The sequence below is a fragment of the Nonomuraea sp. B1E8 genome, assembly GCF_039871515.1.
In the GTDB taxonomy this organism is placed as follows: domain Bacteria; phylum Actinomycetota; class Actinomycetes; order Streptosporangiales; family Streptosporangiaceae; genus Nonomuraea.
Genome location: NZ_JBDPLS010000001.1, coordinates 208,595 through 232,575 on the forward strand (window position 1 = coordinate 208,595; position 23,981 = coordinate 232,575).

At 69.9% G+C, this 23,981-nt stretch carries 16 protein-coding genes; 11 read left to right on the forward strand and 5 right to left on the reverse strand.

Annotated features, from left to right (window positions below; genetic code table 11):
• Positions 1-18: 18 nt before the first annotated feature.
• On the reverse strand, positions 19-1,422 hold the full coding sequence (locus ABGA98_RS00975) for a glycoside hydrolase family 43 protein (protein ID WP_347616237.1): 1,404 nt from the start codon (positions 1,420-1,422) through the stop codon (positions 19-21).
• A gap of 561 nt (positions 1,423-1,983) precedes the next feature.
• On the opposite strand from ABGA98_RS00975, the gene ABGA98_RS00980 reads away from it, so the two are divergent.
• From ABGA98_RS00980 to ABGA98_RS01000, 5 genes are all read left to right on the forward strand, one after another.
• Positions 1,984-3,438 carry an endo-1,4-beta-xylanase gene (locus ABGA98_RS00980; protein ID WP_347616238.1) on the forward strand — a complete coding sequence of 485 codons (1,455 nt, stop codon included), beginning with the start codon at positions 1,984-1,986 and terminating at the stop codon, positions 3,436-3,438.
• 458 nt (positions 3,439-3,896) lie between these two features.
• On the forward strand, positions 3,897-6,623 hold the full coding sequence (locus tag ABGA98_RS00985) for a beta-L-arabinofuranosidase domain-containing protein (RefSeq protein WP_347616239.1): 2,727 nt from the start codon (positions 3,897-3,899) through the stop codon (positions 6,621-6,623).
• Positions 6,620-8,647, forward strand: a complete 2,028-nt coding sequence (locus ABGA98_RS00990; protein WP_347616240.1) for an RICIN domain-containing protein — start codon at positions 6,620-6,622, stop codon at positions 8,645-8,647. The genes ABGA98_RS00985 and ABGA98_RS00990 overlap by 4 nt, the downstream gene beginning before the upstream one ends.
• Positions 8,648-8,684: 37 nt before the next feature.
• Positions 8,685-10,157 (forward strand): non-reducing end alpha-L-arabinofuranosidase family hydrolase, encoded by a 1,473-nt coding sequence (locus tag ABGA98_RS00995; RefSeq protein ID WP_347616241.1) that lies wholly within the window; start codon positions 8,685-8,687, stop codon positions 10,155-10,157.
• 154 nt (positions 10,158-10,311) lie between these two features.
• Positions 10,312-11,334: a LacI family DNA-binding transcriptional regulator gene (locus ABGA98_RS01000; protein ID WP_347616242.1), complete on the forward strand. Its 1,023-nt coding sequence runs from the start codon at positions 10,312-10,314 to the stop codon at positions 11,332-11,334.
• On the opposite strand, the gene ABGA98_RS01005 is transcribed toward ABGA98_RS01000, so the two are convergent.
• Entirely contained in the window at positions 11,335-13,704 is a 2,370-nt protein-coding gene (locus ABGA98_RS01005) for a LuxR C-terminal-related transcriptional regulator (RefSeq protein WP_347616243.1), read from the reverse strand.
• A 191-nt stretch (positions 13,705-13,895) separates the two neighbouring features.
• Between ABGA98_RS01005 and ABGA98_RS01010 the strand changes: the two genes are divergently transcribed.
• The 6 genes from ABGA98_RS01010 (at position 13,896) to ABGA98_RS01035 (ending at position 20,674) form a co-directional block, all read left to right on the forward strand.
• Positions 13,896-14,420, forward strand: coding sequence for an ATP-binding protein (locus tag ABGA98_RS01010; RefSeq protein WP_347616244.1), 525 nt, complete (start codon positions 13,896-13,898; stop codon positions 14,418-14,420).
• An 87-nt stretch (positions 14,421-14,507) separates the two neighbouring features.
• Positions 14,508-15,260: a HAMP domain-containing sensor histidine kinase gene (locus tag ABGA98_RS01015; protein WP_347616245.1), complete on the forward strand. Its 753-nt coding sequence runs from the start codon at positions 14,508-14,510 to the stop codon at positions 15,258-15,260.
• Between the two features lie 169 nt (positions 15,261-15,429).
• Positions 15,430-16,845, forward strand: a complete 1,416-nt coding sequence (locus ABGA98_RS01020; RefSeq protein WP_347616246.1) for an amidase — start codon at positions 15,430-15,432, stop codon at positions 16,843-16,845.
• Positions 16,846-16,909: 64 nt separating this feature from the next.
• Complete coding sequence (locus tag ABGA98_RS01025) at positions 16,910-18,091, forward strand: substrate-binding domain-containing protein (protein ID WP_347616247.1); 1,182 nt, start codon at positions 16,910-16,912, stop codon at positions 18,089-18,091.
• Positions 18,070-19,632, forward strand: a complete 1,563-nt coding sequence (locus tag ABGA98_RS01030) for a sugar ABC transporter ATP-binding protein (protein WP_347616248.1) — start codon at positions 18,070-18,072, stop codon at positions 19,630-19,632. Before ABGA98_RS01025 ends, ABGA98_RS01030 begins: the two co-directional genes overlap by 22 nt.
• Positions 19,625-20,674: an ABC transporter permease gene (locus ABGA98_RS01035; RefSeq protein ID WP_347616249.1), complete on the forward strand. Its 1,050-nt coding sequence runs from the start codon at positions 19,625-19,627 to the stop codon at positions 20,672-20,674. The genes ABGA98_RS01030 and ABGA98_RS01035 overlap by 8 nt, the downstream gene beginning before the upstream one ends.
• A gap of 63 nt (positions 20,675-20,737) precedes the next feature.
• Here the strand turns inward: ABGA98_RS01035 and ABGA98_RS01040 are convergent, their stop codons facing one another.
• The 3 genes from ABGA98_RS01040 to ABGA98_RS01050 form a co-directional block, all read right to left on the reverse strand.
• Positions 20,738-21,853 carry an FAD-dependent oxidoreductase gene (locus ABGA98_RS01040; protein WP_347616250.1) on the reverse strand — a complete coding sequence of 372 codons (1,116 nt, stop codon included), beginning with the start codon at positions 21,851-21,853 and terminating at the stop codon, positions 20,738-20,740.
• Positions 21,854-21,947: 94 nt separating this feature from the next.
• On the reverse strand, positions 21,948-23,447 hold the full coding sequence (locus tag ABGA98_RS01045) for a long-chain fatty acid--CoA ligase (protein WP_347616251.1): 1,500 nt from the start codon (positions 23,445-23,447) through the stop codon (positions 21,948-21,950).
• Positions 23,440-23,913 (reverse strand): MarR family transcriptional regulator, encoded by a 474-nt coding sequence (locus tag ABGA98_RS01050; protein ID WP_347616252.1) that lies wholly within the window; start codon positions 23,911-23,913, stop codon positions 23,440-23,442. Before ABGA98_RS01050 ends, ABGA98_RS01045 begins: the two co-directional genes overlap by 8 nt.
• Positions 23,914-23,981 lie beyond the last annotated feature (68 nt).

Genomic DNA, 23,981 nt, shown 5'->3' on the forward strand with positions numbered 1-23,981 from the left:
GCATCGGCCGGTTCGGGACTACTGGAATGAGGAGCCGCCGGTGAACTGCCACCAGTTCACGTTGAACAGGTAGCCGCTGCCGCCGGTGTACCTGAAGTACAGGTCATGGGTGCCCGTCGCGCCGTTCACCGGGCAGGTGACCGTCGTCCACGCCTGCCAGCCGCCGGTGCCCGGCACGGTGCACGTCCCCACCAGCGGGCCGTTGACCCCGTCCAGGCGGAGCTCCATGCGGCCACCGCTGGTCGCCGAGGCCACCCGCGCGCTGAAGGACGTCGCGCCGGAGCCGAAGGCGACGCCCTTGACCTTGATGTGGTCCCCGTTCTCGATCCACCCGACGTTCATGCCGCCCTCGCCGGCGGGCTCGGTCTCCACGCCGGACGCCCAGGCGATCGTCTCGGCCTCCTGGCGGGCGTAGGGGTTCAACGTGCCCACCTGGGGCGCTCCGGCCGCGGTCATGGTGATCGTGGGGATGCTTCCGTCGGCGTTGTAGGTGAACTTCTCGACGGCCACCGAGCGGGTGAAGCCGCCACCGCCCGGCAGGGCGCCGTTGTGGTAGAAGAAGTAGGACCCGCCGTTGTAGTCGATGACTCCGGGGTGGTTGGTGAAGCTGCTGCCCTGGGTGGGCATGACGGTCCCGCGGTAGGTCCAGGGGCCGGTGGGGCCGGGCGCGGTCGAGTAGGCGACGAACTCCGAGCAACATCTCGCGGCGAAGACGTTGTAGTAGAGGCCGTTGCGCTTGTAGACCCAGGGGCCCTCCTCGTACAGGGTGGGACGGCTGCTGTCGCCGGTGCGGGTGCCGAAGCCCGCGGTGGTGAGCGGGATCTGGGTGGGGCTGCCGGAGTACGAGATCATGTCGGCGTTGAGCCTGACGTACCAGAGGTTGGGGTTGCCCCAGTACAGGTAGGCCTGCCCGTTGTCGTCGATGAAGACGCTGGGGTCGATCTCGCCGTTCCTGACGAGGGGGCGGCCTATGGCATCCGTGAAGGGCCCGGTGGGGCTGGTGGAGACCCCGACGCCGATGGCCATCTGGCCGCTCGCCCGGTCCTTCACGGGGACGTACCAGTAGAACTTGCCGTTCCTGTGGACGGCCTGGCCCGCCCACGCGTCCGCGCTCGCCCAGCTGAAGGTGGCCACGCTCATCGGCGAGCCGTGGTCGGTCCAGTTCACCAGGTCCGCGGACGACCAGACCCGCCACTCCTTCATGGTGAACCACGTCGAGCCGTCTTCGTCGTGTCCCGTGTAGAGGTAGACCCGGCCGTTGTGCACCAGCGGAGCGGGGTCGGCGGTGTAGATCGTCTGGACGATCGGGTTGTCCGCCCTGGCCGTGCCCGGGATCGCCGTCACGACGCAGAGCAGCGCCACGATCGCCACCACACAGCGCCTCGCCATGACGCCGAACCGAAGAGGGGATGCGACTTTCATGGGTCACCTTCCGAAGTCGGGCGGGCATGGGTGCGAGGCGCGGTGGGTCAGGTCTTAGGTACGCCCCTTCGCTGTTAGCGCTAACAAGCCGTCGAGCTCTCCCTGGGGCCGTGGGAAGTGGTGGCGCAACGGAGCAAATACGAGACAGAAAGGTACTGTCAAGAGCGCCTTAACGTGCGGCGGGCCGGCGGAGGCGGCACCCCAGCGCACTCACCTCGGACGATCGGGCCCGAGCGCAGCCCAGCAGCGAGAGCGTCGCCGTGAAACTTTCAGCCGAGCCTCACCCAGGCGGGTCCGACCGAAATCTTCGAGGCCGCGGGTCACACGTGGAGCCAGGACAACCGGCGCGGACGCGGGCGGGCACTCCGAAACATTTCACTACATCCTTGACAATTTTCGGCACGCTTCCCACACTGAGTGCCCAAGGTGATCTCCCTGACCAGGTCGGTAACGCTCAGCAGGGGGACCGCCGTCCCGACGCCTGTGGTGTGCGTCCCCACCGGGGCGCGGCGTCGGTCCCGCGGGATCCTTTCCCCATGGTTCGCTCTTGGAGGCTCAAGCATGCGTGTCAACGCCATGTCCCCACCCCCCGCCCGACGGTCGCCCGGCGCGCGCCGCCGGGCACTGATCACCGGCGCGATCGGCGCGATCGGCCTGGCCACAGCCCTGACGACGGCGATTCCCGCCAATGCGGCGGAGAGCACGCTGGGCGCGGCCGCCGCGCAGAGCGGCCGCTACTTCGGCACCGCCATCGCCGCGCAGAAGCTCGGCGACTCCCAGTACACGTCGATCGCCAACCGCGAGTTCAACATGGTGACGGCCGAGAACGAGATGAAGATCGACGCCACCGAGCCCAACCGGGGGCAGTTCAACTTCACCAACGGGGACCGGATCTACAACTGGGCCGTGCAGAACGGCAAGCGGGTGCGCGGGCACACCCTGGCCTGGCACAACCAGCAGCCGGGTTGGATGCAGGCGCTGTCGGGCGGCTCGCTGCGCCAGGCGATGATCGACCACATCAACGGCGTCATGAATCACTACAAGGGCAAGATCTACGCCTGGGACGTGGTCAACGAGGCCTACGCCGACGGCAACTCCGGCGGCCGGCGCGACTCCAACCTCCAGCGCACCGGCAACGACTGGATCGAGGTGGCCTTCCGCACCGCGCGCGCCGCCGACCCGGCCGCCAAGCTGTGCTACAACGACTACAACATCGACAACTGGTCCTGGGCCAAGACGCAGGGCGTCTACAACATGGTCAGGGACTTCAAGGCCCGCGGCGTGCCGATCGACTGCGTCGGCCTGCAGTCGCACTTCAACAGCAACAGCCCCTACAACAGCAACTACCGCACGACCATCCAGAGCTTCGCCGCGCTGGGGGTCGACGTGCAGATCACCGAGCTGGACATCCAGGGCGGCTCGGCCACCACGTACGCCAACGTCGTCAACGACTGCCTGGCGGTGCCGCGCTGTACCGGCATCTCGGTCTGGGGGGTTCGCGACACCGACTCCTGGCTCGGCTCCGGCGCCTCCGCGCTGCTCTTCGACGGCAACGGCAACAAGAAGGCCGCCTACACCGCGGTGCTCAACGCGCTGAACGGCGGCGACACGACGCCGCCTCCCGGCGGGGGCGACGAGGGGCAGATCCGGGGCACGGCCTCCGGCCGCTGCGTGGACGTACCCAATTCCAGCACCACCGACGGCACCGCGGTGCATCTGTGGGACTGCCACGGTCAGAGCAACCAGCAGTGGACGCAGACCTCGTCCGGAGAGCTGAGGTCCGGCGGCAAGTGCCTGGACGCCGGAGGCTCAAGCAACGGCGCCAGGATCCAGATCTACTCCTGCTGGGGTGGCGACAACCAGAAGTGGCGCGTCAACTCCGACGGCACGATCGTGGGCGTGCAGTCCGGGCTGTGCCTGGACGCCGCGGGCTCCGGCAACGGCGCGGCGCTGCAGTTGTACAGCTGCTGGGGCGGCGACAACCAGAAGTGGACCTACAACGCGGGCACGGCGTGAGCCTCACCGACCAGCCCTCTGGCACCTGGGCCCGCTGACCCGGACCGGCTCCACCCGCTGACCGCACTCCCGTGCGACCCTTCCTCGGCCCCGGTGGGGAGGCCGAGGAAGGCTGAGCCACGCCCGGCCGCAGCGGCCGGGTGTGGCCCGACAACGTTCGGCGCCCTGAGACGGCACGTTAACCCGTGTTCCGCCGCAACTTACCGCGCGGCGACAGCCGGTGGAGCCGGTGAAACTTTCACCGGCACATGCAGGGCGAAACCGCAGGCGGGAAGGGGCTTCAGCGGCCTGGCCCAGGCCGGCGAGGCATGCCCCTCGTTGACGCCGCGCCGGACCGTCGGCTGTACTCCGCGACAACGTGCTCAACGGATCCGTCCACCGCTCGCCGCGCAAGGATGTTAACGCTAACAGCCGCGACCGGCGGCGGCCGGTCACCACCCCCACCTCCAAGGAGCCCCATGTCCTTGAGCCGCCGTCAGCTCTTACAGGCCGCAGGCGCGACCACCGCGCTCACGATCGCCGGCCAGGTAGCCGGCGCCTCCCCCGCCCTGGCCGCACTCCCATGGGCCAGATCCGACATCGGCGTCTCGGCCTACGCGTTCGACCTCGGCCAGGTCCGGCTGACCTCGGGCCGCCTGCTGGACAACCAGAACCGCACCCTGAACTACCTGCGCTTCGTCGATGTCGACCGGCTGCTGTACGTCTTCCGGGCCAACCACCGCCTGTCCACCAACGGCGCGACGGCCAACGGGGGCTGGGACGCCCCCAGCTTCCCGTTCCGGTCCCACATGCAGGGCCATTTCCTGACGGCGTGGGCGCAGGCCTACGCCGTGCTCGGCGACACCACCTGCCGGGACAAGGCCCAGCACATGGTCGCCGAACTGGCCAGATGCCAGGCCAACAACGGCGCCGCCGGGTTCACCAGCGGCTACCTGTCCGGCTTCCCCGAGTCCGACATCACCGCCGTGGAGAACCGCACCCTGACCAACGGCAACGTGCCCTACTACTGCATCCACAAGACCCTGGCCGGGCTGCTGGACGTGTGGCGGCTGATCGGCGACACCCAGGCCAGGGCCGTGCTGCTGGCCCTGGCCGGATGGGTGGACACCCGCACGGCGCGGCTCGGCTCAAGCCAGATGCAGGCCATGCTCGGCACCGAGTTCGGCGGCATGAACGCCGTGCTGACGGACGTGTACCAGATGACCGGCGACTCCCGCTGGCTGGCCACGGCCCAGCGCTTCGACCACGCGGCCGTGTTCAACCCGCTGGCCGCGAACCAGGACCGGCTCAACGGGTTGCACGCCAACACCCAGGTGCCCAAGTGGATCGGGGCGGCGCGGGAGTACAAGGCGACGGGCACCACCCGTTACCGCGACATCGCCGCCAACGCCTGGTCCATCACCGTCGGCGCGCACACGTACGTGAACGGCTCCAACAGCCAGGCCGAGCACTTCCGCGCCCCTGACGCGATCGCCGGCCACCTGACCAGGGACACCGGCGAGGCGTGCAACACCTACAACATGCTCAAGCTGACCCGGGAGTTGTGGCTGCTGTCGCCGACCCGGGCCGACTACTTCGACTACTACGAGAACGCCCTGCTCAACCACCTGGTCGGGCAGCAGGATCCGACGGACGCACGCGGGCACGTCACCTACTTCACTCCGCTCAACCCGGGCGGACGCCGCGGTGTCGGCCCGGCCTGGGGCGGCGGCACGTGGAGCACGGACTACAACTCCTTCTGGTGCTGCCAGGGCACCGGGATCGAGACCAACACCAAACTGATGGACTCGATCTACTTCCACAACGGCACCACGCTGTTCGTGAACCTGTTCGTGCCCTCCACACTCGACTGGAGCCAACGCGGCATCACGGTCACGCAGACCACCTCCTATCCGGTCAGCGACACCACGTCGCTGCGGGTCACCGGCGACGCGAGCGGATCGTGGACGATGCGCATCCGCATCCCGGCCTGGACCCAGGGCGCCACCATCAGCGTCAACGGCGTGCAGCAGAACATCTCCGTCACCCCCGGCGCGTACGCCGATCTCACCCGATCGTGGACGCCGGGCGACACGGTGACCGTGCGACTGCCCATGCGGGTGATCATGAAGGCCGCCAACGACAACCCGGACGTGCAGGCGGTCACCTACGGCCCGGTCGTGTTGTCAGGCGACTACGGCGACAGCAGCCTGTCGTCGGCCCCCACCCTGGCCCCCTCGTCGATCAGCCGGACCAGCACCTCGTCCCTGGCCTTCGCGGCCACCGCCGACGGGGCGTCGGTGCGGCTGGGGCCGTTCTACGACGCCCATGACCACAACTACGTCGTCTACTGGAACACCGGTGGTCATGGCGGCACCGGCGAGGCCACCTTCCGGCTGCTCAACGCGGCCAGCGGGCTGGCCCTCGGCATCCAGAACATGTCCACCGCCGACGGCGGCCTGGCCCTCCAGTGGACGGACAACGGCACCGCCGACCACGACTGGGTTCCGGTCGTCGACGGCGACGCCCTGCGGTTGCGCAACGCGCACAGCGGCAAGGTGCTCGGCGTCGAGAACATGTCCACCGCCGACAACGCCCGGGTGCTCCAGTGGGGTGACAACGGCACCGCCGACCACCGCTGGACGATCTCGGACGTCGGCGACGGCTCCGTCAAGATCCGCAACGTCCACAGCTCCAAGCTGCTCGGCATCCAGAACGGATCGACCGCCAACGGCGCCCAGGCGGTCCAGGACTCCGACAACGGGAGCGCGGACAACCAGTGGCGCTTCGTGCCCAACGGCGCGCGGCGTGTGCAGAACGTGGGCACCGGGATGGTGCTCGGCGTCACCGCCATGTCCACGGCCGACGGCGCGCTCGTCATCCAGTGGGGCGACACCGGCACCGCCGACCACCTGTGGACGGCGATCGTCGACACCGGCGGCTACCTGCGGCTGCGCAACTCCAACAGCCAGAAGGTGCTGGGCGTGGAGAACATGGGCACCGCCTCGGGGTCGCGTGCCGTGCAGTGGGCCGACAGCGGCACCGCCGACCATCGCTGGCGGCTGCGCCACGGGTCGGCAGCCGCCTTCCGGATCCAGTGCGCCAACGGCGGCCGGGTCCTCGGCCTCGCCGGCACCTCCCAGGGCGCGCAGGTCGTGCTCGCCGACGACAACGGCTCGAACACCAACCTCTGGAGGTTCCTGTGAGACGCGTGCTCGCGGTCCTCTCGTCCCTGCTTCTTCTCGTGGGCGTGCTCGTCACACCCCAGGCGTCAGCGGCGACGGTCGACACCAACGCCTGGTACGTCCTGGTCAACCGCAACAGCGGCAAGGCCCTCGACGTCTACAACCTCGCCACCAACGACGGCGCCCGCATCACCCAGTGGTCCCGTAACAACGGCAACCAGCAGCAGTGGCAGTTCGTCGACTCCGGCGACGGCTACTACCGCATCAAGTCCCGCCACTCCGGCAAGGTCCTCGACGTCTACAACTTCTCCACCGCCAACGGCGCGAACATCGTCCAGTGGGCCGACCACAACGGCACCAACCAGCAGTGGCGCCTGGCCGACAGCTCCGACGGTCACGTCAGATTCATCAACCGCAACAGCAACAAGGCCCTCGAAGTGCAGAACGCCTCCACCGCCGACGGCGCCAACATCGTCCAGTACGACGACTGGGGCGGCGCCAACCAGCAATGGCAGCTCGTCCGGGTCGACGGCGGCAACCCGGATCCCGGCGGCACCTACACCAACCCGGTCGTCTGGCAGGACTTCGCCGACGGCGACATCATCCGGGTCGGCGACGCCTACTACTACTCGGCCTCGACGATGCACTACTCGCCGGGCGCGCCGATCCTGCGCTCCTACAACCTGGTCGACTGGGAGTACGCCGGCCATTCGGTGCCGAGGCTCGACTTCGGCTCGGGCGCCTACGACCTCAACGGCGGCCGGGCGTACGTGAAGGGCATCTGGGCCTCGACCCTGAACTACCGGCCCAGCAACAGCACCTACTACTGGATCGGCTGCGTCGAGTTCAACAGGACCTACGTCTACACCGCCTCCGCCGTGGACGGCACGTGGTCCAAGCGCTCCCAGATCAACAACTGCTACTACGACGCGGGCCTGCTGATCGACACCGACGACACGATGTACGTCGCCTACGGCAACGGCACCATCAGCGTCGCCCAGCTCTCGGCCGACGGGCTCAGCCAGGTGCGCGCCCAGCAGGTGTTCCAGACCCCGAGCAACGTCGGCACGCTGGAGGGCGCCCGCTTCTACAAGCGCAACGGCTACTACTACATCTGGCTGACCCGCCCCGCCAACGGCCAGTACGTGCTCCGCTCCACCTCGCCATGGGGCCCGTACGAGATGCGGCAGGTCCTGCTCGACATGCCCGGCCCCATCTCCGGAGGCGGCGTGCCGCACCAGGGCGGACTCGTCCAGACCCAGAACGGCGACTGGTACTACATGTCGTTCGTCGACGCCTACCCCGGCGGCCGCGTCCCCGCACTCGCGCCGATCACCTGGACCAACGACTGGCCGACCGTGCAGACCGTCAACGGCGGCTGGGGGGTCAACTACCCGAAGCCGGACATCCAGACCAGCCGGACCGTGGCGCCCATGATCGGCCCCGACACCTTCACCTCGGGCGCTCTCGGCCACCGCTGGGAATGGAATCACAATCCCGACACCAGCCGCTTCTCCACCGGCAACGGCCTGCGTCTGCAGACCGCGACCGTCACAGGCGACCTCTACAACGCCCGTAACACCCTGACCCACCGCATCCAGGGCCCGTCGTCGACGGCGACGATCGAACTCGACTACGCGCAGATGGCCGACGGCGACCGCGCCGGGCTTGCCATGCTGCGCGACCAGTCGGCCTGGATCGGTGTCAAACGCGACAACGGCGCCCACCGGGTCGTGATGACGAACGGGCTGACCATGAACAGTTCGTGGCAGACCACCGGCACCGGGACCGAGGCGGCGAGCGCGAACGTCTCAGGTGGCCGGATCTGGTTGCGGGTCAGCGCGGACGTCCGGCCCGGTTCCGGCAGGCAGGCCCGCTTCTCCTACAGCACCGACGGCAGCACCTTCGTCAGCCTCGGCCCGGCCTTCACGTTGAACAACGCCTGGCAGTTCTTCATGGGCTACCGCTTCGGGATCTTCAACTACGCGACCCGGTCACTCGGCGGCGCGGTCACCGTGCGCCGCTTCGATCTCACCACCCCCTGACGCACCACGTCGACACACAGGAAGGCACCAACCACCCATGGCGAAATCCAGATCCCTGTCCGTTCTCGCGGCGGTGGCCACCTTACTGGCGAGCCTGCTCGTCGCCCTTCAGGCCCAGTCAGCCAACGCGGCCACCGTCGACACCAACGCCTGGTACGTCCTGGTCAACCGCAACAGCGGCAAGGCCCTCGACGTCTACAACCTCGCCACCAACGACGGCGCCCGCATCACCCAGTGGTCCCGTAACAACGGCAACCAGCAGCAGTGGCAGTTCGTCGACTCCGGCGACGGCTACTACCGCATCAAGTCCCGCCACTCCGGCAAGGTCCTGGACATCTACAACTGGTCGACCGCCAACGGCGGCGCGATCGTGCAGTGGGCCGACCACAACGGCACCAACCAGCAGTGGCGGCTGGCCGACAGCTCCGACGGCTACGTGAGGTTCATCTCGCGCCACAGCAACAAGGCCCTCGAAGTGCAGGGCGCGTCCACCGCCGACGGCGCCAACATCGTCCAGTACGACGACTGGGGCGGCGCCAACCAGCAGTGGCAGCTCGTCCGGGTGGACGGCGGCGACCCCGGCGACCCCGGTGACCCCGGCGAGTGCGACCTTCCGTCGAGCTACCGCTGGACCTCCACGGGGCCTCTGGCGACGCCGCGCTCGGGCTGGGTCTCGCTCAAGGACTTCACCGTCGCCCCCTACAACGGCAGGCACCTGGTCTACGCGACCACCCACGACACCGGCACGCGCTGGGGCTCGATGAACTTCAGCCCGTTCAGCAACTGGTCGGAGATGGCCTCGGCCAGCCAGAACGCCATGTCCTCCAGCACCGTAGCGCCCACCCTGTTCTACTTCGCCCCGAGGAACATCTGGGTGCTCGCCTACCAGTGGGGCAGCACGCCCTTCTCCTACCGGACCTCGACCGACCCCGCCAACCCGAACGGCTGGTCGGCGGAGCAGCCGCTCTTCACCGGCAGCATCTCCGGCTCCGGCACCGGGCCCATCGACCAGACGCTCATCGGTGACGGCACGAACATGTACCTGTTCTTCGCCGGCGACAACGGCAGGATCTACCGGGCGAGCATGCCGATCGGGAACTTCCCCGGCAACTTCGGCTCGTCCTCCACGGTGATCATGAGCGACTCGACGAACAACCTGTTCGAAGGCGTTCAGGTCTACAAGCTCCAGGGCGAGAACCGCTATCTCATGCTCGTCGAGGCGATCGGCTCGCAGGGCCGCTACTTCCGCTCGTTCACGGCGACCAGCCTGAACGGTTCGTGGACGCCGCAGGCCGCCAGCGAGGGCAACCCGTTCGCCGGCAAGGCCAACAGCGGCGCCACCTGGACCAACGACATCAGCCACGGCGAGCTGGTCCGTGCCAGCGCGGATCAGACCTTCACCGTTGATCCCTGCAACCTGCAGCTGCTCTACCAGGGCCGCAGCCCCAACTCCGGCGGCGACTACGGCCTGCTGCCCTACCGGCCGGGCCTGCTGACCCTGCAGCGCTGACGGCGTGACCCTGGCTCGGATGCTCCTGACGTTCACGGCCCCGTCGGATGGGCGCCGTCACGGCACACGATCAGGACCATGAGGGCCGGGGTGGCGGGCTCGGTGCACGGCCGAGCCCGCCCGGGTCCCCGTACCCCGTGATTAGACTGCCGCCATGACCACGGAGTCGTCCCCTCTCACCATCGCCCAGCTCGCCGAGCTGGCGGGCGTGTCCACCGCGACGGTCTCCAAGGTCGTGAACGGCCGGTCCGAGGTGTCGTCCGAGACCCGCGCCGCCGTGGAGGAGCTCATCCGGCGGCACGGCTACCGGCGACAGCGCCGCCGCTCCACGCCGACGGCCCTGGTCGAGCTGGTCTTCCACGCGCTGGAGGGCGACTATCCCGTCGAGATCACCAAAGGTGTGGCGCGGGTCGCGCGGGAGCACGAGCTCACGGTGGGGATATCGGACCTGTGTTGTGACCGCAGCGCCGCGGACGCCTGGCTGGAAGGCGTGTTACGGCGCCGCCCGAGTGGTGTGATCGCGGTGTTCTCCGGCCTGACGGAAACCCAGCACGAACAGCTCGCGCGCCGCGAGATCCCGCTCGTCCTGCTGGATCCGGCCGACGCTCCCGCGCGGAACATTCCCTCGGTGGGCGCCGGCAACTGGAACGGCGGGCTCACGGCCACCCGCCACCTCCTGGAGCTCGGGCATCGCCGCATCGGCATCATCACCGGGCCGGACTCCGCGCTGTCCAGCCGGGCCCGTCTCGACGGCTATCGCACCGCCCTCGACATGGCCGGCGTGCCCGTCGATCCGGAGCTGGTCGGCCGGGGGGACTTCCTGATCGAGGGCGGCCTGGCCGAGGCGCACCGCATGCTGCGCCTGCCCGACCGGCCGACTGCGATCTTCGCCACGAACGACGGCCAGGCCATCGGCGTCTACCACGCGGCCCACCAGCTCGGCCTGCGCGTCCCGGACGATCTCAGCGTGATCGGCTTCGACGGCATGCCTTCGATGCGATGGGCCATCCCGCCGTTGACCACCGTCCGCCAGCCTCTCGCCGAGATGGCCGCCGCGGCCACCTCGATGGTGCTGAAGCTGGCCGGCGGCGAGCAGCCGCCGCAGAGCCGCGTCGAACTGGCCACCGAACTCGTCGTACGCGAGAGCACCGCGCCTCCCCCGCGCCCGCCCGCCTAGCTAGTCCTCCGGCGGCGGCGCGGCACGGTCGAAGTACCAGGCGGCGATCTGGGTGCGCGAGGTGAAGCCGAGCTTGGTCAGGATGTGTTCCACATGTCCCTCCGCTGTGCGGGTCGAGATGACCAGCCGGGCGGCGATCTCCTTGTTGCGCACTCCCTGCGCGATGAGGCCGGCCACCTCCAGCTCGCGCGGAGTCAGCTCCGTCGTCTCAACCCGCTGTCTCGGCGCGGCCTCCTTGTCGGCCTTGACCGGATCCGCCGGGTCCTCCAAGGCGTAGGCGACGGCCTCATCGAAGTCGAGACCGGCCCCCTGCTCGGCAGCCGCCTCGAACGCCGCTTCGCCCAGCCGTTCGCGCACCGCCGCCTCGCACTCCCGATGCGCGCCGGCGTAGACCTGGAAGCCGGGCAACGACAACCCCAGCATCTCGCGGATCGACGCGGCGGCGCCGAGCAGGCGGGCGGCCCGATCGTCTCGCCCCTGCGCGGCCGTCGCCCAGGCCAGGGACTCGATGGCCCATGCCGCGCCGTAGCGGTATCCGATGGCGCGGCCGATGCGGATGCTCGTGCGGAACAACTCCAGCGCGGCCGCCGTCTCCCCCGCCAGCCACCGTTCGACGCCGCTGACCCACACCCCCATGGAGATCTCTCCCTGCGCCCCGGCGTCCTCCGCCGTCTTCCGGCATCGGGCCGCGAACGCGGCGGCACGTGGGTCACGTCCGAAGGTGGCGGCCAGGGCCAGGTAGAAGGCGGGCAGGAACGGGCCCTGCAGCACGTCCTGCTCGGCGAGCGCGCCGGCGTTCTCCTCGTACCAGCGGACGGACTCCTCCAGCTGGTCGACCGCACCGCGACAGTCGCCGAGCAGGAGAGCGACCCGGCCCGACAGGCACTGCTCCATCGCCCGTGCGCTGCCGTCATGCCAGTCACGGGCCAGCGCGGAGCAGTCGGCGATCAGCGGGGTCGCCACGTCGACCTTCCCCTGCATCAGGGCGAACAGCGCTGCGGTCGCCAGTGCCCTGAACCGCGCCGGTCGCGCGCCCCGCACCAGCTGGAGCGCGCGGTCGAGCCAGTAACGTGCCTCGCTGAAGCCGCCCGAGTAGACCCAGTAGCCATAGAGGTTGGTGATGATCTCCAACCCGGTCTCGGCCAGGGCGGGATCTCCGAGCGAGGTCTCCAGCGCCACCCGGTAGTTGGGCATCTCGCGGACCACGCTGGCGTAGTGGTCGACCTGCAGAGGGGTGAACCAGCCGGCCTGCGTGCGCTCGCTCAGCCGCCGGTAGTGACCCAGGTGGCGCCGGCGCACCTCCGCCTCGGAACCGCCGGCGAGGTGTCGCTCCAGGCCGTACTGACGGAGCAACTCCAGCATCCCGTAGCGCAGCTGAGCGCCGCTGCGGTCAGCGGTCAGCACGGACTTGTCGATGAGCGCCGCGAGCAACGGCAGGAGCTCCTCGCGTGCCAGCCCGTCACCCGAGCACACCTCCTCGGCCGCGTCCAGGTCGAAGCCGCCGGAGAAGACGGTGAGACGCTGCCAGAGCGTCTGCTCCTGGGGCGAGCACAGCTCGAAGCTCCAGGCCACTGTCGCGCCGAGCGTCTGGTGCCTGGGCACGGCGGTCCGGTAGCCCTGCGTGAAGAGATCCAGGTGATCACCCAGCCGCTCGACGATCTGGTCGAGGGAGAGGACCCGCAGTTGCACCGCCGCCAGTTCGATGGCCAGCGGGATGCCGTCGACGAGCCGGCACAGCTCGGCCGCACCGTCGTGGTCGGCCACCAGCTCGAACGACGGGTCGATGCCTCTGGCGCGTTCCAGGAACAGCGCCACCGCCTCGCATCGGCCCTTGCCGGCGGCCGCCGGCCCGTTACCGTCCGGTGGCAGTGACAGTGGTGGCACGACATAACGGACTTCGGACGGGAGGCCCAGCGCTTCCCGGCTGGTCGCCAGGATCCGCACCTCCGGAACTGCTCTTATCAGCGCATCGGCGAAGGCGGCGCACGCGTCGATCAGGTGCTCGCAGTTGTCCAGCACCAGCAGCGTCTGCTTACCACGCAAACGGCCGATCAACGCGTCCAGGGACGTACGTGACGTGCTGTCATGCACGCCCAGGGTTTCCGCCACCGCGCGGGCCAGCAGCTCGCCGTCCTGCAGCGAGGCCAGTTGCACCAGCCACACGCCGTTGGAGAAGGCCCGGCGCATGGTGGCCGCCATGTAGACGGCCAGGCGGGTCTTGCCCACCCCGCCAGGGCCCGTGAGCGTCAGCAGCCGCGTGGACGACAACAGCCGCTTGATGTCGGCGGCCTCGCGTCGGCGCCCGACGATGTCTTTACTGTCGGCCGGAAGGTTGTCGGTCGCTCGCCTCGACGCCGTCCGTGAAGCCACGATTCATCCTATCAACGCAGTTCAGATGCGCCTTTTCCAGCAAATCGCCCTGTCCTGCGGCACTACCCGGTACGTGGTCCCCTACATACGTAGACGGGACCCAAATAGGCAGTTCCCCCGTTATCCCCCGTAGCGGGCCGACGGACGATGGAGATGTCAGGAATCCGTACAGGTCACAGGGAGTGGGCGCCATGAACAGGTTCGAGAGCGAGGCGCCTCGCCGCATCCGGAGAGAGCCGCGGCGTCATACCACGTACAAGCCATCGCATCGTCACCCGCGAACCCTGCCCTTGCGGGTCTGCGCCGGGCACGGCTGGCGCCGCCAGGCGTCGTGGCTCTTCCCACCCGTCGTCGCTTCGGTGCCGCAGGCGCGGCACAGCGTGGGCGCCCAGGCGCGGCAGTGGGGATTCGCCGACGAGAGCACCACCGCCGAACTGCTCGTCTCCGAGGTGCTCGCCAACGCGCTCGCCCACACGGAGGAGCCGGTGCGCGTCCGCATGAGCGAGGGGGACGGCGCGCTGCGGCTGGAGGTCGAGGAGCACGGCGCGGCCACGCCGCTGCCTCCCGCCCGGCTGTCCGGTCCTGACGAGGAGAGCGGGCGAGGCCTGTTCCTGCTGGAAACGCTGTCCCGCGAGTGGGGCGTGGACGGCACGAGGACGGGCAAGGTCGTCTGGTTCGAGGTCGCCGGCGAGTTCGGAGCCGAAGCCGCCGCCTGAGAAGGCCGTGGCATATGCGTATTTCCACGGTGTCGGAAGCGGCTTCGCGACCGGCATGCTGAACATCAGGATCAAGTGGAGGATTTCATGACCACAGCTGATGACTGCGGCGAGATCGTCACCCTCGTCGCGCGGATGGAACACCTGGTGAAGCGGATGCGGGCGCAGAATCGACAGTTCGTCACCGATGCCTCGCACGAGCTGGGCACTCCCCTGGCCGGCCTCCGGTTGCGGCTGGAGGAAGCGCGCATGCACCCCGGCCAGACCGACCTGGGCGATCTCGTCCGCCACGCCCTGCGGGAGGTGGACCGGATCCAGGCCATCATCGGCGACATGCTGATGCTCGCCAGGCTGGACGCCGGATCCCCGGAACCGCTCCTCGCCATCGACGTGGCCGATCTCGTCAAGGAGGAGGTCGGCAAGCGGCCCCATGTCCTGCCCATCCACCTCGACCTGGAGGAGGGCCTGATCGTGGGAGGCGTCAGCGGCACCCTCGCCCGCCTGCTCGGCAACCTGCTGGACAATGCCGAACGACACGGCAGGTCGGCGGTGCGGGTTTCCGTCTTCAGCGAGGGCGGCGAGGTCATGGTCATGGTCGACGACGACGGCCTGGGCGTTCCTCCGCAGGAGCGCGAACGGGTCTTCAACCACTTCGCCAGGACCGACAGCGCCCGCAGCCGCGGCCACGGTGGTTCCGGGCTCGGCCTGCCCATCGCCCTGGCCATCGCCGAAGCCCACAGCGGCACGCTGACCGCCCAGGAGTCGGACATGGGCGGCGCCCGGTTCGTGCTGCGCCTTCCCCTGCTGTGCGTCGACACGATGACGAGCGAAGTGGCATGAGAGCCCTCCCCGGCTTGACCGCATACGACGTTTGTTCTCCATAGCAGAATTAGGTACGCCTCCGCGGAACAGGCGGCTTAACGTGTCCCCATGCCGAGCGCATCTACGCACGTAGACGGCTCGATCCACGGCCCGGACCACGCCGTGGAGCCGTGATGGGAGGCAAGCCATGGACCCGTTCGTGTCCGCGGTGCGGCTAGCCGGAGCGATCCGTGCCCGGGAGCTCAGCCCGGCCGAGGTCGCCACCGTCTACCTGGACCGGATCGACCGGCTCGATCCGGAGATCAACGCGATCGTCTGGCGCAACGACGAGGAGGTCATGGCCGCCGCCCGCGCGGCCGAGCGAGCGCTGATGTCCGGCGACCGGATCGGACCGTTCCACGGGGTCCCGATCCCGGTCAAGGATCTGACGTCGGTGGCGGGGCAGCCCAACACGATGGGGTCGCGAGGCGTCTCCGACGCCCCGAGGACGGCGAACGACCTGGTCATCGACCGGCTGCTCGACGCCGGCTTCATTCTCATGGGGCGGACCAACACCCCCGAGATGGGCACGCTGCCCGACACGGAGAACGCCCGCTACGGGCGGACCGCCAATCCGTGGGACCTCACCCGTTCTCCCGCGGGTTCGAGTGGCGGTGCGGCCGCCGCCGTGGCGGCGGGGATGGCCCCCGTGGCCCACGGCAACGACGGCGGCGGATCGCTCCGCATGCCTGCCTCCGCCTGCGGCCTGGTCGGGCTGAAGCCCAGCCGGGCGCGGATCCCGCAACGCGCCCAGTCATGGTGGGAGTACTGCACCACCGAGGGGGTCATCTGCCGCTACGTCGAGGACGCCGCGGCGATACTGGACGCGCTCTGCGCCCCCGATCCGCTCGCCTGGTTCCAGGCGCCCGTCCACGACCGCCCGTTCGCGGCGGAAGTGGGACGCGGGACGGAGCCGTTGCGGGTCGGCCTGCTCCTCGACGCCCCCACCGGGCTGCCGGTCGATCCCGAGTGCGTCAACAGCGCCCTGGCTGCCGGCGCCCTGCTCGAAGAGCTGGGTCACGAGGTCTTCCCCGTCACTCCGTTCCTCCTCAGCCCTGAAGGCGCGCATGCCTATGTGGAGAAGGTCATCGCCGCCTCGCTCTATGTCCACCCCTTCGACGACCCGGAGGCCGCCGAGCCGTACAACCGGCACCGGTGGGAACGTGTGCGGGGCATCGACGCCGGCCAGTACGTGCAGGCCGTGGCGCTGCTGCAGGCCGAATCGCGGCAGGTGGTCGCCCAGTGGCGACGCGACTTCGACGTGCTGCTCACTCCCACCATGGCCGGTGCGCCACCACGCCTCGGCACCGTGCTGGACGACGCCAACCGGCATCCGGAAACGGCGATGCCCAGCGCCCTGGCCATGGTCTCCTTCACCGCGGTGGCCAGCGTCACGGGCCTGCCGGCGATCAGTCTGCCCGTCCACGTCGCCGCCGACGGGCTTCCCATCGGCGCGCAGTTGATCGGCGCGCCTTTCGACGAGGCCACGCTGATCCGCCTGGCCGCCGGCATGCAGGCGATGGCGGGCTGGCCCGCCGTCCGCCCACCCCGCTACAGCTCCTGAACCGCTCTCCCCACGCTCAACCGTCTCCCCGACGGAAGCATGGCCACATCAAGGAATCACCGACATGGTCAACACTCCAAGGTATTCCCGCACCCCCTTCCTCGGCCTCCTGCTCACCGCCTGCCTCGCCCTGGCGGCATGCGGCACGACCACTGCGCGAAGCGGGGCGGACACCTCGTCGAGCACGTCCGCCGCCGTGCTCGACGCCGCCGCGAAAGCCGTCGAAGACGGCTACGCCGGCGACTACTCCGAGCCGCCGACGTCGGGACCGAAGCCCGCGGCAGGCAGGAACATCTGGGTGATCACCGCGTGGCAGCAGGTCCGCGCGCTGGCCTACCAGGCCGAACAACTCACCGAGGCGGCCACCGCGCTGGGTTGGAAAGCCCACACGTGCGACGGCCTGAACAACGTCAACGGCGGCATGGCCGCCTGCGTCCGCCAGGCCACGGCGGCGGGCGCCGACGGCATCGTGCTGGTCTCGGTGGACTGCGCCCCCGTACGGCAGGCCCTCGTGGAGGCGAGGAAGGCCGGCGTGAAGATCGCCTCCTTCAGCGGGTTCGACTGCGACGACCCCACGCAGGACGGCAGCTCACCGCTCTTCGACGCCCCGGCCGGCTACAGCGCGGCCATGCCGGACCTGGCCGCCTTCTACACCCGGCTGGGCACGATGAGAGCCGATCTGGCCATCGCCGAGACCCAGGGCAAGGCCAAGGTGCTGCACATCGCCTTCCACGGCATCGCGTTCGGCGAGTACGTGGCCAAGGGGTTCGCGGACCGGATCGCCGCCTGCGGCGGCTGCGAGATCGTCAGCACGGTCAAGATCGCGCCCGCGGACGTCCCGAACATCCGGCAGAAGTTCGAGACCGCGCTGGTGCAGGTGCCGCAGGCCAACGTCGTCGCGGTCGACGTCGACCACTTCTTCGTGGCGGGCATCCAGCCCGCGTTGGTGTCCAGCCCCCGCAAGGACCTGGTGGTGATCGGCAACGAGTGCCAGATCGACAACCTGGACTACATCCGCGCCGGCAAGGGCCAGCAGTTCTGCCTCGGCGCGTCGAACGCCTACCGCGCCTACACGACGATCGACGCCCTGAACCGCGTCTTCAACGACGAGGACCTCGTCCCCGGAGGTGTCGGCATCCAGATCGTGGACAAGGAGCACAACCTCCCCGCCCCCGGCTCCGAGTACGTCGGCCCCGTCGACTACGCCGGCCTGTACGGCAAGACGTGGAACGGCTCGTCGCGGTGAAAGGCGGCCCGTCCACGACAGCCATCCGGCTGACCGGCATCAACAAGAACTTCGACGGCGTACCGGTGTTGCGGAACGTGGGCTGCACCGTCGCGCCCGGGTCCGTCCACGCTCTCCTCGGTGGCAACGGGTCCGGCAAGTCGACGCTGCTGAAGATCCTCGCCGGGGTCCACCCGGCCGACCAGGGCGGCACGATCACCATCCACGGCCGGGCGTACGCCGCGGGCTCCTACGGCCCGGCGATCGCGCGCCAGTCCGGGCTCCGCTTCGTGCACCAGGACCTGGGGCTCGTCCCCGACCTGACGGTCAGCGAGAACTTCGCGCTCGAAGGCGGCTATCCACGGCGGGGCGGGCTGGCCATCTCCTGGGGCCGGCTGCGCCGTTCGACCCGTCAGAGCTTGGAACGCGCGTACGTCGACGTCGATCCGCAGACCCTGGTGCGAGATCTCCGGCCGAGCGATCGCACGCTGGTGGCCATCGCCCGGGCGCTGCGCGACAGCGACGAGGGCAGTCACGTGACGCTCGTGCTCGACGAACCCACCGCCAGCCTGCCGCAGCACGAGGCCGAGGTCCTCCTGGAGGCGATCCGCCGGTGTCAGAGCCGGGGCCAGACGATCGTCTATGTCAGCCATCGCCTGTCGGAGGTGCTCGAGATAGCGGATCGTGTCTCGGTGCTCCGCGACGGGGTGGTGGTCGCGGAGCGCTCCACCGCCGGTCTGGACGAGGCCCGGATCGTGGCGCTCATGACCGGCCAGGAGGCGCGGAGGCCGCCTCCCCGCGGCGTGCCGGAGGCCGGCGCGAGAACGGTCCTGAGGGTCAGCGGCCTGGCGGCCGGCCCGCTGCGCGACGTCGACCTGACCGTGCGGCGCCACGAGATCGTGGGGGTGGCCGGCCTGCTGGGGTCGGGCCGTTCCACGCTGCTGCGGGCCCTCTTCGGCAACGCTCGCGTGCGGCGCGGCGGACTCGAGGTCGACGGGGCGCCCGCCCGGCTCCGGTCCCCCAGGGACGCCATCCGCCGAGGCATCGCGCTGGTGCCCGAAGACCGCGGCAAGGACGCCGCCTTCGCCGGCCTGCCGCTGTGGGAGAACGTCTCCGCGACGGCCATCAGCGCGTACTGGTCGGGCTGGCGGATGGCGCGCGCGTCCGAGCGGCGCGACGCCACGCGCCTGATCAGGATCTTCGGCATTCGCACGGCCACCCCGAACGCCCCCTTCGCCCACCTGTCCGGGGGCAACCAGCAGAAGGCCGTGCTCGCGAGATGGCTGCGGCTCGATCCACGCCTGCTGTTGCTCGACGAACCCACCCAGGGCGTCGACGCGATGGCGCGGGCCGACATCCACGAGCTCATCAGGCAGCACGTGGCCAAGGGCAACGCCGCGCTGGTCGTGTCGTCGGACTTCGAGGAGCTGGAGTCGTTGTGCCATCGCGTGATCGTGCTGCGCGGCGGTTCGCCGGTCGCCGAGCTCACCGGCCCCCGGCTCACGGAGGCCGCCATCGCCGAACTCACCCAGACCACTCCCAAGGAGCCGGCCCATGACTGACGCTTCCCCCCACTCGGCTGTGCTGCCGGACCAGGCCCCGGCCTCGCGCGGGACGCCTGTCGCGGAAGCCGGCCGTGGCCGGTCCGTGGCCGGTGTCGTCGAACGCTACGGCCTGCTCCTGTTGCTCGTCGGGATGGTCGTGTTCTTCGCCCTGCTGCCGTCCTCAGGTGAGGCGTTCCGCAGCGCGGCGAACATCACCTCGGTGCTGGCCAGCCAGGCGGTGGGCCTGACCGTGGCGTTGGCCCTGCTCTTCCCCATGGCGGCGGGATCCTTCGACTTCTCCGTGGGCGCCGTCACCGCGACCTCGTCCGTCATGGCGGCGGCCTCGGTGTCCCATTTCGGGCTGCCCCTCGGCGTGGCGATCCTGCTGGCCGTCGCGTCCGGCGTCGTCGCCGGCGCCGTGCTCGGTCTCCTGGTGGCCAAATACGGGATCAACCCGTTCATCGCGACCCTGGGCATGGCGACCCTGCTGGGCGGCGCCATCTTCGCGTACACGAACGGGTTGCAGATCAGCAAGGACATCCCCGAGACGCTCACCGACCTGGGCTCCCTGTCCGTGTTCGGCATCCCCCGGATCGTGCTGGCGGCGGCGTTGATCGCCGTGGCGGTGTGGTTCGTGATGCGGCACACTCCGCTCGGCCGGCACCTGTTCGCCGTCGGTTCCAACGCGAGCGCGGCACACCTGGTGGGCCTGAACGTGACGAGGATCAAGTTCCTGTCGTTCGCGCTGTCGGGCCTGGTCTCGGGTGTCGCCGGCGTGCTGCTCCTGGCCCGGCAGGGAGCCGCGACGTCGGACAACGGGATGAACATGTTGTTCCCCGCGCTGACGGCGGTGTTCCTCAGCACGATCGTCATCGAGGTGGGACGGCCCTCCGTGCTGGGGACCGTCATCGGGGTCCTGTTCGTCGCCGTCAGCGTCAGCGGCCTGACCCTGGTCGGCGCGCCCTCCTGGGTGAGCCAGGTCTTCAACGGCGCGGCGCTGCTCATCGCCGTCGGCCTCGCCGGTGTCAGCCGCCGCGGCGCCGATCCCGCGCGGCTCTGAGCTCCGGCGCGAAACGACGGTGCGGGCCGATGGACCTTCCATCGGCCCGCACCGTTCCCGACGTCAGCCGGCCACCTCGTTGCTCTGCCGGCCGGCCTGGGCGAGGATCTCGTCGGCATCGTCGAGCGGAGGGTGGATCACCTCCAGGATCGTCCCCTTCAGCTCCTTCGCCTGCTGCCCGGTCAGCGCCACCGCGCGGTCCCATCCGGTCGTGAACACGGCGCCGGCGGCGCCGAGGTCGAGGCACGTGACGTACGGGTCGGGAGCGAACTCGACCAGCGGCAGGCCGAGCAGGTCGGCGGCGGCGTTGTGACCTGCCACCTTCCCCATGGGGGTGGCGAACTGGCAGCTCTGCACCACGTGGTGATCGGCGTCGGCCAGGGCGGCGGCGACGTCCCCGGCGGCGAAGACATCGCCGGAGACCCGCAGATGGTGGTCGACCGCCAGCCGGCCGAGCCGGTCGCGTTCCGCGGGGATCTGCTCGGTCATGGGGTGGGCCCGCATCCCCGCCGTCCAGATGACGGCGTCGGCCGGGATCTCGCCGCCGTCCGTCAGGACGACGCCCCGGCCGGTGACCGACGCCGCGCTCGCTTCGAGGCGTACGTCGACGCCCAGCTCGGCCAGCGCCGCCGTGATCGCGGGACGGGGGCCCGGGCCCAGTTCGGGCGCGACGACGTCGGCGCGCTCCAGCAGGATCACCCGCCCGCGGGCGGCCAGCTCGGTGGCGATCTCCACTCCGGTGAAGCCGGACCCGATGACCACGGCGGTGAAGCCCGTACGGTCGCCGAGGTGAGCGTTGAGCCTGGCCACGCCGTCGGCGGTGTCGATGTCGAAGAGGTGCTCCGCGCCCGGCAGCGCGGCCCGGACGAGCCGGCTGCCGGCCGCCAGCACCAGCCGGTCATAGCCGATCGAGCGGCCCCCCGCGGTGACCGTCGAGCCTGCCACGTCGATGTCCGTGACCTCCGCCCTCAGGTGGGTCACGCCGATCGGTTCCAGGACGCGCTTGAGCGCGACCCGCGACCAGCCGGGATCGAGCTTGTGCAGACGTGGCCGCAGGACCATGTCCTCGTTGGGCGCGACGAGCGTGATGCGCAGATCGTTGTCACCTCGCGCGCGGGCGGCGGCGGCCGCGCTCCACACTCCGGCGAAGCCGCCGCCGACGATCAGGACTTCCGACATCGTGTTCCTTTCATCATGGCCGGGCTCGGTTCGTGCCCGGGTGTTCGTTCGGCCGGCGGAGCCGCTGGACGTCGTTTCGCGTGGCGACGGCCCGTCACCGCAGCCTGTCGCGGTGGATCTTGCCGGACCCGGTCCGGGGCAGTTCGTCCATGAACCGCACCGTCTTGGGGATCTTGTATCTGGCCAGCCTGCCGTCGAGGAAGGCCAGCAGCTCGTGTTCGGTGACCCGGGGGCCGGGACGTACGCGGACGAAGGCCCGCCCCACCTCGCCCCACCGGTCGTCGGGCACCCCGATGACCGCGCACTCCTCCACCGCGGGATGGCGCAGCAGAGCCGTTTCGACCTCGGCGGGATAGACGTTCTCCCCGCCGGAGATGTACATCTCCTTGAGGCGGCCGACGACGAAGTAGTAGCCGTCCTCGTCGACACGGGCCACGTCGCCGGTCCGGATCCAGCCGTTCTCCGTGATGGCCGCCGCGGTGGCGTCGGGCCGGCCCCAGTAGCCCGCCATGACGGTCGGGCCCTGGATGAGCAGCTCGCCCTCCGTGGCGCCGGATCCGGCCGCGTCGGAACGTGCCACGCGGACGTCGGAGAAGAAGTGGGGAACGCCCGCCGAGCCGACCTTCGCCGTGCTCATCTCCGCCCTGACGATGAGCGCTCCCGGAGCCGCCTCGGTGAGCCCGTACCCTTGCAGGAATCGTAGTCCGCGCTGCTGGTAGGCGGTGATCAGCGAGGTCGGCACGGGCGCTCCCCCGGCGAGCATGGAGCGGATCGAGGACAGGTCGGCCGAGCTCCAGCGGGGTGAGCGCGTCAGGTCCGCGAACATGGTCGGGACGCCGAACATCCAGGTGACCCCATGCCGCTCGACCAGGTCGAAGCATTCGTCGACGTCCCAGCCGGTCATGAGCACCGCGCAGCCGCCCTTGAGCAGGGTCGGCAGGAGCGTCATGTTCAGCGCGGCGACGTGGAACAGCGGCGCGCTGATCAGGGTGACCTCGTCGCCGGTGAGGTCGAGCTCGACGAGCACGTTCATGCAGTTCCAGATGACGTTGCCGTGCGTGAGGACCGCGCCCTTGGGGCGCCCCGTGGTGCCCGAGGTGTAGAGGATCATCGCCGGGTCGTCGTGTCCGACCGGTTCGTCGATGGGGTCGGCGGGCGACGCCCGCAGCCGTTGCTCGAAGCCGGAGGCGGACGCGGCGTCGCCGCCGACGGGGACGAGCACGGGGGAGGCGGCCACCTGCAACCGCTCGACCACCCCGGTGTGGCCCGTGGCGTGCACCAGCACGGACGCGCCGCAGTCGTCCAGCTGGAAGCTCAGCTCCGCCGCCGTGAGCCGGGTGTTGAGCGGCACGAACACCGCCCCCAGCAGATGGGCGGCGAACATGGTCTCCACGAGCGATGCCGCGTTCGGCCCGAGGTAGGCGACCCGGTCGCCCCGCGCCACGCCCATCGAGCGCAGCGCATGCGCGAACCGGGTGGTGCGCTCGACCAGGCCGGCGTAGGTCTGTACGTCGGCGCCCGCCACGAGAGCACGCCGGTGCGGCGAGGAGCGGGCACGCCTGAGGGGCCATGAGCCCAGACCCTGGTTAAGCATCCGGGATCGCCACCCTGTCCGGACCGCCCGGGGCGGAGCCGTCGAGAGCCAGATTCCTGAGGATGGTGAGCAGCTGACCCCGCTCGTCGGGCGTCAGCTTCGCCAGGAACTCCTGACGTGCCGCGGCGACGTCGGCCCGCGCCCGGTCCCGCATGGCGCGCCCGTCGGGGGTGGCCCGCACCTCGCGTGCCCGGCGGTCCGACGGGTGGGGACGCCGCAGGACCAGGCCCCTGGCCTCCAGCGCGTCGATGAGCGACACCACCGGGCTGGGATCCATGCCGAGGAACTCGGCGATGTCGCGCTGGGACAGGCCGTCGCGGTCGCACACCAGCGCCAGGACGGAATAGTGACGGACCCGCAGGTCGAGGTGGGCGAGCCTGGTGTTGGTCATGCGCACGATCACGCCGCTGGCGTGCGCCAGCAGAAACCCGGTGTCATCAAGCAGCCCGTCGTCTTGTCCACTCACGGCGACCCTCTCGTCGAAGCATTCAATGATCGAACTCTTCAATCATTGACATTATCATCTATTTCCGC